Raw genomic sequence first — 13,093 nt, forward strand, 5'->3', positions numbered from 1 at the left:
CCGCTTGCCGGGCTCTGTGTAGGTGAGGGCATTATCGGCCGGGGCGAGGCCACGACGATCGCCGACGCTCAGGTCGCCCGGCTCACCGACGACATGTGGAAGTCCGGGATCCGCAGCGGCGGCATGGCCGTGCGGGTGAACCAGTCCTTCCATTCCCGGGGCAGTGTGAGCTCGGTGGCGCCGGCCTCGGTGACCCGGCGCATCAGGTCCAGCGGGCTCTCGTTGAACCGGAAATTGTTCACCGCCGCGGTGACCTGCCCGTTCTCCACCAGGTACACCCCGTCGCGGGTGAGACCGGTGAGCAGGAGGGTGGCCGGGTCGACCTCGCGGATGTACCACAGGGTGGTGAGCAGCAGACCGCGTTCGGTGCGCGCGATCATCTCGTCCAGTGTCGCGGCGGATCCACCGGTGAGCAGTAGGTTCTGGACCGGGACGGTGGGGGAGGCGTCGTAGTCGGCGGCGGTGGCGCGCGGATACACCAGTTCGGCGATCGCGCCGTCGCGCAACCAGTCCACCCGCGGCGCGGACAGCCCGTTGTCGAAGACCGACACCGTCTCCGACGAGGCCGAGGTGGCCACGAACGGCAGACACTGCAATCCGGGCGCCGCGGGATCGGAGGAGAGCGTCAGCGGGATGTCGGTGAGCCGCTCACCCACCCGGGTGCCGCCCGCGGCGGCGAACGCGGTGTGCCCCTCCTGGGCGCCCCGGCCCTCCATGGACCAGTACATGTAGATGAGCAGATCCGCGACCGCCGAGGGAGGTAGCAGGGTTTCGTACCGTCCGGCGGGCAGTTCGACCCGCCGCGCCGACCAGTCCAGCCGCCGGGACAGTTCCGCCAGCAGCGCGGGAGTGTCCACATCGGTGAAATCCGCGGTGCCCGCACCCACCCAGGCGCTGGCCAGCTCGGCCCCGTCGCCGCGCTTACCGTTGATCTCGATCGACCCGGTGGGCTGGGTGTAGCGACGCCGGACACCGGTCGAGGTGCCGAGCCAGGTGGTCTGCACCTGATGGTGCGCGAAGCCGTAGAGCCGGTCGCCGCCGTCGAAACCGGTGGCCAGATCGCCGGCGAGCCCGGTGAACACATCGATCCCGGTGACGGCCGGAGCCTGCTCCCAATCCGATGCCGCCGGCACCGCGTCCGCGTCCAGCAGCGGCATGGCGTCGCGGGCCGGTTCGGCGGATCGGGCGGCTTCCTCGCTGGCCCGTACGACGGTCTCGATATCGGCGGGGTCGACGCTGGTCGAGGCCACGCTGCCGACCCGCGCCGAGCGCGGCCCGTCCCGGAACACCGAGATCACCGACCAGCGCCGCGCGACGGAGGCGCCGTTGGTGGTCATGGAGTTGCCGGCCCAGCGCAGCGAGGCCTCGTACTCGTCGCCGACGATCACGATCGCCTCGTCGGCCCGACTCGCGCCGAGGGCCCGCTCGACCACCGCACCCGCGGGCAGTACACCCGCGCCGATCACCGTCATCGTCCCGCCTCCGTCCGGGTGTTGAGAATGTTCACCCCGCGCACCAGCACCGACGGGCAGCCGTGGCTGACCGCCGCGACCTGCCCGGGCTGAGCCTTACCGCAGTTGAACGCGCCGCCCAGCTGCCAGGTCGACGGTCCGCCGACCGCCTCCATCGAACCCCAGAAGTCCGTGGTGGTCGCCTGATAGGCGACATCGCGCACCTGCCCGGCCAGTTCGCCGTCGCGGATGCGGAAGAACCGCTGTCCGGTGAACTGGAAATTGTAGCGCTGCATATCGATCGACCAGCTCTTGTCACCCACGATGTAGATACCGTCGGCCACCCGCGAGATCAGCTCCGCGGTACTGGTATCGGCTTCGGGGTCGGGCTGGAGCGAGACATTGGCCATCCGCTGGATCGGTACGTGATGCGGCGAGTCGGCGTAGGAACAGCCGTTGGAGCGGTGCAGGCCCAGCCGCGGCGCGAACACCCGGTCGAGCTGGTAGCCCACCAGCACCCCGTCGCGCACCAGATCCCAGCGCTGACCCGCCACTCCGTCGTCGTCGTAGCCGACGGTGGCCAGCCCGTGCGGCTGGACCCGGTCGGCGATGACGTGCATGACCGGAGTGCCGTAGCGCAGCGTGCCCAGCAGGTCCGGGGTGGCGAACGAGGTCCCGGCGTAGGCCGATTCGTAGCCGATCGCGCGGTCGTACTCGGTGGCGTGGCCGATGGATTCGTGGATGGTGAGCCACAGGTTGGTGGGGTCGATCACCAGATCGGTCGGGCCGGCGGTGACGGTCGGCGCCTTCACCTTCTCGGCCAGCCATTCCGGGATCCGGGCCAGTTCGGTATCCCAGTCCCAGGTCCCGTCGGCGCCGGTGACGTATTCCCAGCCGCGGCCCACCGGTGGCGCCAGGGTGCGCATGGTCTCGAAGGCGCCCGAGGCGGTATCGACCGTGATCGCCTCCAGCTGCGGGTGCAGGCGCACCCGCTGCTGGGTGATCGAGGAACCGGCGGTATCCGCGTAGTAGGTCTGTTCCTTGACCTGCAGCAGTGACGCGGTGACATGGTCGACGCCGTCCGCGGCGGTCAGCCGGCCCGAATAGTCCTGGAGCAGGGCTACTTTGTCGGCCGAGGGCACGGTGAACGGATCGATCCGGTAGTCGGAGATCCAGCGGGCGTTGTCGTAGCGGGGTTCGCCGGCGAGTTCGACGCGCTCCCGGTTCAGCGCGCGCAGGGTGGTCGCCACGGCCACCGCGGACCGCGCGACCTCGGCCGCGGTCTGCGGTGTCAGCGCCGCGTGCGAGGCGAAGCCCCAGGTGCCGTCGACGATGACGCGGACCGCGAACCCGAGTTCGACGGTATCGGTCAGGGCCTCCACCCGGCCGTCGCGTAACCGCACTGTCTGCGTACACAATCGGTGCACCCGCAGATCGGCGTGCTCGGCTCCGGCCGCGCGGGCCGTGGCCAGCGCCGCCTCCGCCAGCGCCGTCAGCGGCAGGTTCGCGAACTCCGGATCGATATCGTGCCCGGGCGGTAGACCACCCGATTCGGTGGAGGGTGTCGCTGTCACCCTGCACAACTTAGTCCGCCGCGGCCGATCACGGGTGGTGCGCTCAGCCGAACTGCTGCCAGCCCAGCCGGATCACCATCGCTACCACGACCACCAGCAGCACCGCGCGTACGAACTCCGCGCCGCGGTCCAGGGCCATCCGCGAACCCAGTACCGCGCCCGCGATATTGGCCAGTGCCATCGCCGCGCCCAACGCCCAGAGCACGTGTCCGGTGGCCCCGAAGTAGATCAGCGCCCCGATATTGGAGCCGCAGTTGATCACCTTCGCCATGGCCGCCGCCCGCACGAACTCGGTGCCGAGCAGGGTGGCGAACGTGATGATCAGGAATGTCCCGGTACCCGGTCCGAGCAACCCGTCGTAGGCCCCGATCAGACCCGCCGCCAGCGCCACCACCAGAACGACCTTGCGTCGTGACGGGGGATGGGTGGCCAGGGTGATCCCGATCGAGGGCCGGGCCGTGACGAAGATCGCCACCCCGATCAGCACCACCAGCACGATGGGGATGAACAGGTCCCGGTCGATGAGCGCCACCGCCGCCGCGCCCGCCGCCGCGGTGATCGCCGCCAGTATCGCGGCGGGTACCAGCAGCCGCCAGGGGAGGGGGACCTTGCGGGCGAACGTCGCCGCCGCCGTGGCCGTACCCGCGACCGCCGCGAGCTTGTTGGTGCCCAGCGCCGTCTGCGGGGCGAGGCCGGGCGCCACCAGCAGCAGGGTCGGCAGCACGATCAGCCCGCCACCGCCCACCACGGCGTCCACCCAGCCGGCGGCCGCCGCGGCCGGTAACAACATCAGCCAGTCGGTCACATCCACCCGCTCAGCAAACCAGACGGTCCGCAGGCGAGATCACCCGCTCACGCGCCCCACCGGGGGTGTCCTCCTAGGCTGGGCGGGTGCGCCGGTTCATTCTGTGGCTCCGAGACAACCCGATCGTCGCGGACTCCGCGCTCGCCGCGGCGCTGCTGGTGTTCGACCTCGCCATGGCCCGCGAGAGCACCCACCTCGCCGCCTTCGTGGTGTTCTCCGTGCTCATCCCGCTGCCGATCGTCCTGCGCCGGATCTATCCGCGGGCGATGGCGGCGACCTTCCTGGCGCTGTCGATCTGTGCCAGCACCATCGGCTACCTCGTCGGCGACCCCACCGGGCACGCCGCGCTGATCGGCCACGGGGTCATGCTGTACACGCTGGTGGCGTATGTCGGCCGGCGGGCCGGACTCTGGTACGTGCTGGCACTGGTCGCCGACACCGCGTACGGGATGGCGTTGCTGAGCGGTTTCCGGGCCGGTGATCTCGCGTTCGTCTCGGTGTTCTTCGCCCTGTGCTGGGCGCTGGGCGAATTCACCGGCGCCCGCCGCGCCTACGACGCCGAGGTGGCGGCCCGGCTGGCCGTCGCCGACTCCGACCGGGAACGCCGTGCGCACGACGCGGTCTCGGCCGAACGCACCCGGATCGCCCGGGAACTGCACGATGTGGTCGCGCACGCGGTGAGCGTGATGATCGTCCAAGCCGACGGCGCCCGTTTCGCCCTGCGCACCGACCCCGACACCACCGAACAGGCACTGGTCACCATTGCCGGGACCGGGCGCGAGGCCCTGCGCGAACTCCGCCGCACCGTCGCGCTGCTGCGCACCGAACACGCCCCCGACGAAGTGCCCCAGCACGGGACGGCGGGCCTGGCGTCGGTGGTCCAGTTGATGCGGGACGCCGGTCTGGCGGTCGAACTGGAACTGGCCGGTGAACTCGACGGCGTCGCGCCCGAGATCAGTCTGGGGACGCACCGCATCGTGCAGGAAGCGCTGACCAACACCCTCCGTCACGCCGGGGCCCACCCGAAGGCGTGGGTGCGGGTGCGGCGGCACGCCGACCACATCGAGGTGGAGGTCGTCGACTCCGGCGGGGTCCCGGTGCGGCCCGAGGACCGGATCGAGGGCAGCGGTCTGGGCCTGGCCGGAATGCGCGAACGGATGGCGGTGCTCGGCGGCAGCCTCGAGGCCGGGCGCCGGTCCGACGGTGCCTGGCGGGTGTACGCGCGGATTCCGTTGTCCGCACCGGATCGGGAATAGGCGGCGGCCGCCACTACATTGGGATCCGTGCCGATCACCGTGCTCATTGTGGACGACCAGAAACTCATGCGCGTAGGACTCGAGATGGTGCTCGGCGCACAACCCGATATCGAGGTGGTCGGCGAGGCCGACAACGGGGCCGCCGCGGTCGCCCGGGCCGCCGAACTGCGCCCCGATGTGGTGCTGATGGACGTCCGGATGCCGGTCGTGGACGGGGTCACCGCCACCGGGCGGATCCTCGAAGCCGACCACGGCAGCCGGGTCCTGGTCATGACGACCTTCGACCTCGACGAACACGCGCTGGGCGCCCTCCGCGCCGGCGCGAGCGGCTTCCTGCTGAAGGACACCCCGCCCGAGGACCTGATCTCGGCCATCCGCAGTGTCGCGGCCGGGGACGCGGTGGTGTCGCCGAAGGTCACCAAACGCCTCCTCGACCGGCTGATCGCCGAAGAGCCCACCCCCTCGCGCGACCCGGAGATCCTCGAGGTGCTGACCGCTCGCGAACGCGAAGTACTCGAGCAGATCGCCGCCGGACGGTCCAATGCCGAGATCGCGGGCCAGCTGTTTCTGTCCGAGGCCACGGTGAAAACCCACGTCGGCCGGGTGCTGACCAAACTGGGCCTGCGTGACCGCGTGCAGGCGGTGGTGCTGGCCTACGAGACCGGCGTGGTGCGTCCCGGCGGCTGAACGAGGACAATCGAAGGTCCCGGGAGCAAATCGGACATCTCGTTCGTTGTACGGGCAGTCCGACCGAAAGGTTCGCCCATGCCCGTCCTCGGTTTCCTCGTCTATCTCGTCGTCGAGATCGCCGTCTTCGCCGCCGCCGTCACCTGGCTCGGCGCCGTTCCCGCCATCCTGTTGCTCATCGCCAGCTCCGCCGCGGGGATGCTGCTGCTCGGTTCGCAGTGGCGCCGGGTCGGCGAACAGTTCCGCCGCGCCTCGCGCGGTGAGATCGCCCCGGGTGCGGCCGTCGCCGACGGCGCGCTGGTGGGTGCGGGCAGCCTGCTGATGTTCGTGCCCGGCCTGGTCACCTCGGTGGTGGGGCTGCTGATGCTCATCCCGCCGACCCGTGCGCTGTTCCGGCCGGTACTGGCGACCCTGGCCGCACGCCGGGTCGCGAAGATCGCCGCGTCCGCGCCGTACCGGCCCACGGTGATCGATGCCGATGTGGTGGACGGTGTCGTCGTGAGCGAGTGGTACACCGACGAGCGGCCGGGTACCGGCACCACCCTGCAGAAGCGATTGCCGGCGGGGGACCGGCGTCCGGACGGCCACCCGGTATAGCGCACCCGGTGACCGTCGACCCTCGACCGGGCGCGAAGCCGTAGGTCCTCGCGAGCTGGGCGGGAGCGGACCTGCGGTCCGCCGGGCCGGGTACGTCGCGAGCCGGCGCCGCGGGCGCCCGTCGGACGGCCGCTGTGTGCCGGCGATTACGAATCGTCGGCCATGCGGTACTCGCCTCGTTCCAGCCGGTCCAGCACACCGGCGGTCCAAGCGGTGAGATTGTCGAAGACCCCGCTCCACAGTTCCAGCAGATCGGTGGCGTGCGGGGGTTCGTCGCGGCCCGGATAATCGCCGACCATGGCCAGCAGGTCGTCGCGGATCGCGCGGCTGCCCGCGCGCTGCTCGCGCAGTTTCGCGATGACATGAGCACGCGGCAGGGCGTCCATGAACGCGATGCCGGCGCCGAGTTCCTCCATGTCCACGCTGGTCAGCGCCGCGTCCATGCGTTCCAGGAACTCCGCCTCACCGGCGGGGGTGAGTTCGAACAGAGTCCGGCCCGGTCCCCGGCCACCGTCCTCGGTGCCCACGGTGCGCAGCTTTCCCTCCTGGGTGAGCTGTTTGACGGCGTGGTAGATGGATCCGGGCTGCACATTCGTCCAGGTATCGGCGCGCCAGGACAGCAGTTCGCGGCGCACCGCGTAACCGTGGGTCGGCTGCTGTCGCCGTGCCACCCCGAGAACCAGCAACCGTACCGCCGCCATCGCCGCTCCTTCCGTCACCGGAACAGTACGGTACTCAAATTTGACTTCCGGCCGCCGCGCGCCCTACCTTCGGTAGTCAAAATTGACTATTGAGAGGGTTCTCATGGGAGATACGGCGGTACCGGTGCTGCCCACCCACGATCTGGCCCGCGCGCTCGACTTCTACCGGGCGCTCGGTTACACGGTCACCTACGAACAGACCCGGCCCTATGTCTACGGCGCGATCTCGGCACACGACTGCGACCTCCACTTCACCTCCGCTCCCGCGGGACACGCGGCCACGGAGCAGGCGGGATGTCTGGTGATGGTCGACGACGTCGCGGACCGGCATCGCCGCTTCAGCGCGGCGCTACGGGAACGGTTCGGGCGGATTCCCGCGCAGGGGCCCGGGCGGATCACTCGGTACCGGGCCGGGCAGACCAGGTTCAGCCTCATCGACCCGGACGGCAACCGGGTGATCTATATCGCTCGGTCCGAGCCGCGGGAACTCGAGTACGGCGGCTCGTCGAAACTGACCGGTCTGGCCCGGGTCCTGGACAATGCCCGCATCCTGCGTGATTCCAAGAACGACGACAAGGCCGCCGAAAGGGCACTCGAATCGGGGCTGCGCCGCCACGGCGCGGCGGCCGGGGTGCTGGACCGGGCGCGCGCCTTGGCGGCACTGGCCGAACTGGCGGTCGCCCGCGGCAACCCGGACCGGGCGGCCGAGCGCCGGGCCGATCTGGCCGCCCTCGGGCTGAGCGCGGCCGAACGGACAGAGCTCGCCGCCGAACTCGGCGCGGCCGACGAGCTCGCGGAATGGCTGCGGCCACAGGTCGATTGACCGGTCACGCCGGAGGCGTCGAGCAGTGCGGTCTCGCTCGCCCGGCCCCGGGGATCGTCATTCCGGGGTGGTCGGCTCGGCCCGCGGGATGAGCTCGATGCCGACGGTTCCCGACTTCCCGCGGCGCAGGACGCTGCCGAACACCACCAGCGGACCGGTGAGCCGGTACTTGCGGCGGATGAGGCGGCGGACCCGCGCACTGCCCTCGGCATCGAGGACCCGGCCGGTGCCGTGGACGACCGCACCGTGCGGGGTGCCCTTGTAATCACACGGCTGCAGCGTCACCTCCGGGTTGCGCCGCAGCCTCTTCACCTTCCAGCTGTCGGTGACGGTCCAGACGTAGAGCTTGTCGTCCTCGGCCGCCGCCCACAGGGGAGTCGGAACCGGGGTGCCGTCCTTCCGGAAGGTGGTGAGCAGAACATAGTCGGCGGTACCGACCGCGCCGAGCGTGTTGGTCATGGGGCCAGCGTAATTCGCGCGGGGTCCCCGGCCGAACGCCCCGAGCACGAGAACTCGCGTACTGCGTCCTCGACGACTTCGGGGAATCCCCCTGAAACGATGGAACCATGACCACCTTCCTGACACCGCGACAGCGCGTCGATCGCACCGCCGCCGCCGTCGACGCGGCCGTCGCGGCGGGACGTGGGCTCGGCCTGACCGTCACCGAGCCGACGGTGCTGCACGATGTCTTCTCCGTCGTCGTCCATCTGGCGCCCGCGCCGGTCGTGGCCCGGATCCCCACCGTGCTGCCGCACCCGGTGGACCCGACCGCCCTCGCGCGCCGCCAGCGGGACGAGCTGGACGTGACATGGTGGCTCGCCGGCCGGGGAATTCCCGTGATCGCGCCCAGCCCGCTCGTGCCGCGGGAACCCGTGCGGCGCGACGGTTTCTCGATGACGCTGTGGTCGTTCGTTCCACAGGACCGGGACACGGAACCCGACTACGTGGCCAACGCCGAGAGCGTCGCCGAGCTGCACGCGGCGATGCGCTCCTACCCGGGCCGCCTGGAATTCCTGTCCGCCGCCGAACCACAGTTCATCGGCGACAGCCTTGCCCGGCTCGACCGGCACCCCACTCTGATCGGTGCGGCCGAGCTGGAACGCGCCCGCCATGAGTGGCAGATCCTGGAACCCCTCGCGCGCTCGCGCGGGGCTTTCCAGGATCGGTTCCCAGCTGTCGGGCTGCAGCCCATCCACGGCGACTCCCCGGCGGTGAACATCTTCTCCGGGCTGGACGGGAACCTCTACGCCGACTTCGAACTGGTCACGCTCGGGCCGGTCGAGTGGGACCTCGCCGGGCTCGGACCCGAGTACGAATCCGCCTACGACCGCGGCGCGCGGCGCAACGGCACCCGCCCGCTCGACGAGGAGGTCATGGGCTTCGTCAATGCTGTGGGCATGCTGCGGGTGGTCGCCACCCTCACGCTGGTACCGCAGCTCCCCGAGCTCATGGGGTACCTCGAGCCCGCTCTCGACGCGTGGCGGCGGATGCCCTTCGCGGGCGGTACGACCGGCTGACACCGGCCGGCAGCCCGAACGCACCACCGGCCCGGGCGCTGCGGCACCGGCGCGGGCAGCTCCCGCCCGGACCGGCCCGCGCGGCTCGGGGAGCGGTGCGGCAGACTGGACTCCCGTGAGTACGCAGCTGCTGGTCGGAGGCCGGATCTACAGTTCGAGTGCGCCCGATGCCACCGCCCTGGCGGTGACCGACGGTGTCGTCGTATGGCTCGGCGCCGATCATGTGGGCCGTGCCCTGCATCCGGACGCCGAGGTCGTCGAGCTCGACGGCGCCCTCGTGACTCCCGCCTTCGTCGAACCCCATCTGCACACCACCGCGCTCGGTCTGCAGCTCGGTGGTCTCGACCTGTCCGCGGCCCGCTCCCTCACCCACTGCCTGGAACTGGTCGCCGAGTACGCCACGATTCACCCCGACGGCGCGATCCTCGCCGACGGCTGGGACGAGACGCGCTGGCCGGAGGGCCGGCCGCCGACGGTAGCCGAAGTGGACGCCGCGGCCCGGCCCGGACAGGCGGTGTATCTGGCCCGGGTGGACGCCCATTCCGCGGTGGCCTCCTCGGCTCTGCTGGACGACGTCCCGGGACTGCGGTCTGCCACCGGGTTCGCTCCGGGGGAGCCGGTGCGGGCGGCGGCCCATCATCTCGTGCGCGCCGCGGCCCGGGCCCGGCTCACCCGGGAACAGCGGGACGCGGCGCGGCGGACGGCGCTGGACGCCGCGGCCGCGCACGGGGTGGCGGTCGTGCACGAATGCGCGGGTCCCGATATAGAAGGAGAGACCGATCTGCGTGAACTGCTCGCCTTCGAGCACGGTGTGCAGATCCGGGCCTACTGGGGCCAGGCGGTGCGCACCGCGGACGAGGCGCGCACGCTGCTGTCCGACCTCGGTGCGCACGGCCTCGCCGGTGACCTGTTCGTGGACGGGTCCATCGGCTCGCATACCGCGTGGTTGCGTGACCCGTACGCCGACGACCCCGGGACCGGAGTCGCCTACTTGGACGCCGGGGATATCGCCGCGCATGTGCGGGCCTGTACCGAAGCGGGCGTCCAAGCGGGTTTCCACGCCATCGGCGACGCGGCGCTCGACGCGGTCGTGGCCGGGTTCGGACAGGTGGTCGCCGAACTCGGGGGTCCGGCCGTGGCCGCGCGCGGCCACCGCGTGGAGCATGCGGAACTGCTGGACGCGGCGCAGATCGAGGCACTCGCCGGCTGGGGTGTGATCGCCAGTGTGCAACCCGCGTTCGATCTGGCCTGGGGCGGGCCCGACGGTATGTACGCCGAGCGGCTCGGCGCCACCCGGGCCGCGGCCCTGAACCCGTTCGCCGCCATGGCCGCGGCCGGTATCTCGCTGGCCATCGGCTCGGACGCGCCGGTGACCGCCCTCGACCCGTGGGCGGCGGTCCGCGCGGCCGTCCACCACCGCACCTCCGGGCACGGTCTCTCCCCGCGGGCCGCCTTCGCCGCCGCCACCCGCGGCGCGTGGCGGGCCGGCGGCGTGCGCGACGGCGTCGCCGGAACCCTGGTGCCCGGGGCGCCCGCGTCGTACGCGGTGTGGGAGGCCGGTGAGCTGGTGGTCGCCGCGCCCACCGATACGGTCCAGCGCTGGTCCACCGACCCCCGCTCGCGGGTTCCCGGACTGCCGCCGCTGACCCCGGACGCCGATCTGCCGCGCTGCCTGCGCACTGTGCGCGACGGTGTCCCCATCTACCAGGCGTGATCTCGGCTCGAGCGGAACAGGATGCAGCAGTGAACCAGGGTGACGGGCCGGCGATCCGGTGGACCGGGGGGCTCGCCCGCTACCCGGTGATGGTGCGATCGGTGGCCGCGGTGCTCGCCGGTGTCCTGCTGTTCGGCAGTTTCCCGCCGCGGCCGTGGTGGTTCCTCGCCCCCGCCGGAATCGCGTTGCTGACGCTGGTCGTGCGCAGCGGGCCGCGCCTGCGGGCCGGTTTCGGGTACGGCTTCCTGGCCGGGCTCGGCTTCTTCCTTCCTCTCCTGCCGTGGACGGGCATCTATGTGGGGCCGCTGCCGTGGCTCGCGCTGTCCACCGCGTGCGCGGTGTACCTGGGCGTTTTCGGGGTGCTCGGCCGGATACTGGGCCGCCTGCCCGGGTGGCCGCTGTGGCTCGCGCTGGCCTGGACGGCCGCCGAATGGGGCCGGTCGAGCTTTCCGTTCGGCGGGTTCCCCTGGGGGCGATTGGCCTTCGGTCAGGCCGACGGATGGTTTCTGCCGCTGGCCGCGTACGGTGGCGCGCCGCTGGTGAGCTTCGTCGTCGCGCTGAGCGGTACCTGCGGGGCCGCGGTGGTCCTGGGTGTGCTCCGGCAGGCAGGCGCGCGCCGGGCGGCGGTGCCTCGCGGCGGCGCCGAGGAGAACGCCGCCGCGGACCGGACAGCGGCAGCGATCGCGGACACCCGCGCGGATTCGGCGGGACACGGAGCCGCGGGGCGCGGTGGCCGGGTGGCCACAGCGGCCGCCGCGTCGACCTGTCTGCTGCTGGCCGCGGCCGGGCTCGGACTCGGACTCGGGGCGACCCTGCCCGGTCCGCTCGACGGCGACCGCACGATCACGGTGGCCGCCATTCAGGGCAGCGTGCCCCGGCTCGGCCTGGATTTCAATGCGCAGCGTCGGGCCGTGCTCGACAATCATGTCCGCCGGACCGAACAACTGGCCGATGAGGTGGCGAGCGGTCGGTTTCCGGCCCCGGATGTGGTCGTGTGGCCCGAGAACTCCTCCGATATAGACCCGCTGCGCAATCCCGACGCCGCCGCGCTCATCTCGGCGGCGGCCCGGCGGATCTCGGCACCGATTCTGGTGGGCGCGGTGCTGGTCAACGGGGACGGCACCACCACGAATTCGGTGATGGTATGGACCGCGGAAAGCGGTCCGGGGGACCGGCACGACAAAAAAATAGTACAACCATTCGGCGAATACCTGCCGATGCGTGGATTCTTCCGGCTTTTTTCGGACTATGCGGACAGGGCAGGCTACTTCGTTCCGGGTCACGGAGACGGAACAATTCGGGCCGCAGGTACGGAAATCGGGGTGGCAACCTGTTACGAGGTCGCTTTCGACCGCGCTTTCCGGGATTCGTTGCACTCGGGTGCGCAATTGCTCGCGGTCCCCACGAACAATGCGACTTTCGGCGACAGTGAAATGACTTACCAGCAACTGGCGATGTCCAGGGTGCGGGCGGTCGAACACGGGCGCTCGCTGGTCGTGGCCGCCACCTCGGGGGTCAGCGCGATCATCGCCGCGGACGGCACGCTGCGGCAGCAGAGCCCGCTGTTCACGCCCGAGGCGCTGGTCGCCGAGGTGCCGCTGCGTGATTCGCACACCCCGGCGACGGTGCTGGGGCCGTGGCCGGAGCTGGTCGCCGTATTCGTGACGGCGGCCGGTGTGGTGATCTCGCTCGTCCGGCGGCGAGCCGCTCGCGGCCCGGCGCGGACCGCCACGGCGCCCGTGTCCGGCTGACCGCCGGTCGGGATTCTCGTCGCCACCGGCGGGTCTCGATAACGCATGGGCTGTCGACGGTTCTCCCGATTTGCGCGTTGTTTATTTTCGGGTTGCGAGGGGTAAACATGCTGGCTCTATGTGCGTAGTATCTAGGCAGTGTCCGGCCCCGCCGGGCCAGAAGTGAAGCGATCTTCCGCGTTTCCGCGTCACCACTGCGCCGGAAATCGGACACCGT

12 protein-coding genes are annotated in these 13,093 nt (G+C 71.1%); 7 read left to right on the top strand and 5 right to left on the bottom strand.

Translation table 11 applies throughout. The annotated features are described in order from the left end of the window. Nucleotides 1-68 precede the first annotated feature (68 nt). Genes ABZV91_RS24665 through ABZV91_RS24675 form a run of 3 tightly spaced genes read right to left on the bottom strand, consistent with a single transcriptional unit; the run spans nucleotide 69 to nucleotide 3,836 of the window. Complete coding sequence (locus ABZV91_RS24665; RefSeq protein WP_355246074.1) at nucleotides 69-1,472, bottom strand: metallopeptidase TldD-related protein; 1,404 nt, start codon at nucleotides 1,470-1,472, stop codon at nucleotides 69-71. Next, nucleotides 1,469-3,025: a TldD/PmbA family protein gene (locus ABZV91_RS24670; protein ID WP_355246077.1), complete on the bottom strand. Its 1,557-nt coding sequence runs from the start codon at nucleotides 3,023-3,025 to the stop codon at nucleotides 1,469-1,471. The genes ABZV91_RS24665 and ABZV91_RS24670 overlap by 4 nt, the downstream gene beginning before the upstream one ends. 43 nt (nucleotides 3,026-3,068) lie before the next feature. Further along, complete coding sequence (locus tag ABZV91_RS24675; RefSeq protein WP_355246080.1) at nucleotides 3,069-3,836, bottom strand: TSUP family transporter; 768 nt, start codon at nucleotides 3,834-3,836, stop codon at nucleotides 3,069-3,071. A gap of 80 nt (nucleotides 3,837-3,916) precedes the next feature. Between ABZV91_RS24675 and ABZV91_RS24680 the strand changes: the two genes are divergently transcribed. From ABZV91_RS24680 to ABZV91_RS24690, 3 genes are all read left to right on the top strand, one after another. Continuing rightward, complete coding sequence (locus tag ABZV91_RS24680; RefSeq protein WP_355246082.1) at nucleotides 3,917-5,086, top strand: histidine kinase; 1,170 nt, start codon at nucleotides 3,917-3,919, stop codon at nucleotides 5,084-5,086. Between the two features lie 27 nt (nucleotides 5,087-5,113). After that, nucleotides 5,114-5,773: a response regulator transcription factor gene (locus ABZV91_RS24685; RefSeq protein WP_355246083.1), complete on the top strand. Its 660-nt coding sequence runs from the start codon at nucleotides 5,114-5,116 to the stop codon at nucleotides 5,771-5,773. A 78-nt stretch (nucleotides 5,774-5,851) separates the two neighbouring features. Next, the gene (locus ABZV91_RS24690; RefSeq protein ID WP_355246084.1) at nucleotides 5,852-6,370 is read left to right on the top strand and encodes an FxsA family protein; all 519 of its coding nucleotides are present in this window, start codon (nucleotides 5,852-5,854) and stop codon (nucleotides 6,368-6,370) included. Between the two features lie 146 nt (nucleotides 6,371-6,516). Here ABZV91_RS24690 and ABZV91_RS24695 read toward each other — a convergent pair whose 3' ends face one another. Continuing rightward, nucleotides 6,517-7,071 carry a PadR family transcriptional regulator gene (locus ABZV91_RS24695; protein ID WP_355246087.1) on the bottom strand — a complete coding sequence of 185 codons (555 nt, stop codon included), beginning with the start codon at nucleotides 7,069-7,071 and terminating at the stop codon, nucleotides 6,517-6,519. Nucleotides 7,072-7,174: 103 nt separating this feature from the next. On the opposite strand from ABZV91_RS24695, the gene ABZV91_RS24700 reads away from it, so the two are divergent. Next, a complete protein-coding gene (locus ABZV91_RS24700) occupies nucleotides 7,175-7,894 on the top strand; it encodes a VOC family protein (RefSeq protein ID WP_355246090.1) in 720 nt (239 codons plus the stop codon). A 57-nt stretch (nucleotides 7,895-7,951) separates the two neighbouring features. Here the strand turns inward: ABZV91_RS24700 and ABZV91_RS24705 are convergent, their stop codons facing one another. Then, on the bottom strand, nucleotides 7,952-8,353 hold the full coding sequence (locus ABZV91_RS24705; protein WP_355246093.1) for a PPOX class F420-dependent oxidoreductase: 402 nt from the start codon (nucleotides 8,351-8,353) through the stop codon (nucleotides 7,952-7,954). A 107-nt stretch (nucleotides 8,354-8,460) separates the two neighbouring features. On the opposite strand from ABZV91_RS24705, the gene ABZV91_RS24710 reads away from it, so the two are divergent. The 3 genes from ABZV91_RS24710 (at nucleotide 8,461) to lnt (ending at nucleotide 12,876) form a co-directional block, all read left to right on the top strand. Continuing rightward, entirely contained in the window at nucleotides 8,461-9,411 is a 951-nt protein-coding gene (locus ABZV91_RS24710) for a phosphotransferase (RefSeq protein ID WP_355246096.1), read from the top strand. 115 nt (nucleotides 9,412-9,526) lie between these two features. Further along, nucleotides 9,527-11,125 (top strand): amidohydrolase family protein, encoded by a 1,599-nt coding sequence (locus tag ABZV91_RS24715; RefSeq protein WP_355246099.1) that lies wholly within the window; start codon nucleotides 9,527-9,529, stop codon nucleotides 11,123-11,125. 89 nt (nucleotides 11,126-11,214) lie between these two features. Next, nucleotides 11,215-12,876 (top strand): apolipoprotein N-acyltransferase, encoded by a 1,662-nt coding sequence (lnt, locus tag ABZV91_RS24720; protein WP_355246108.1) that lies wholly within the window; start codon nucleotides 11,215-11,217, stop codon nucleotides 12,874-12,876. Nucleotides 12,877-13,093 lie beyond the last annotated feature (217 nt).

The sequence above is a fragment of the Nocardia sp. NPDC004568 genome, from assembly GCF_040609955.1.
Classification (GTDB): domain Bacteria; phylum Actinomycetota; class Actinomycetes; order Mycobacteriales; family Mycobacteriaceae; genus Nocardia.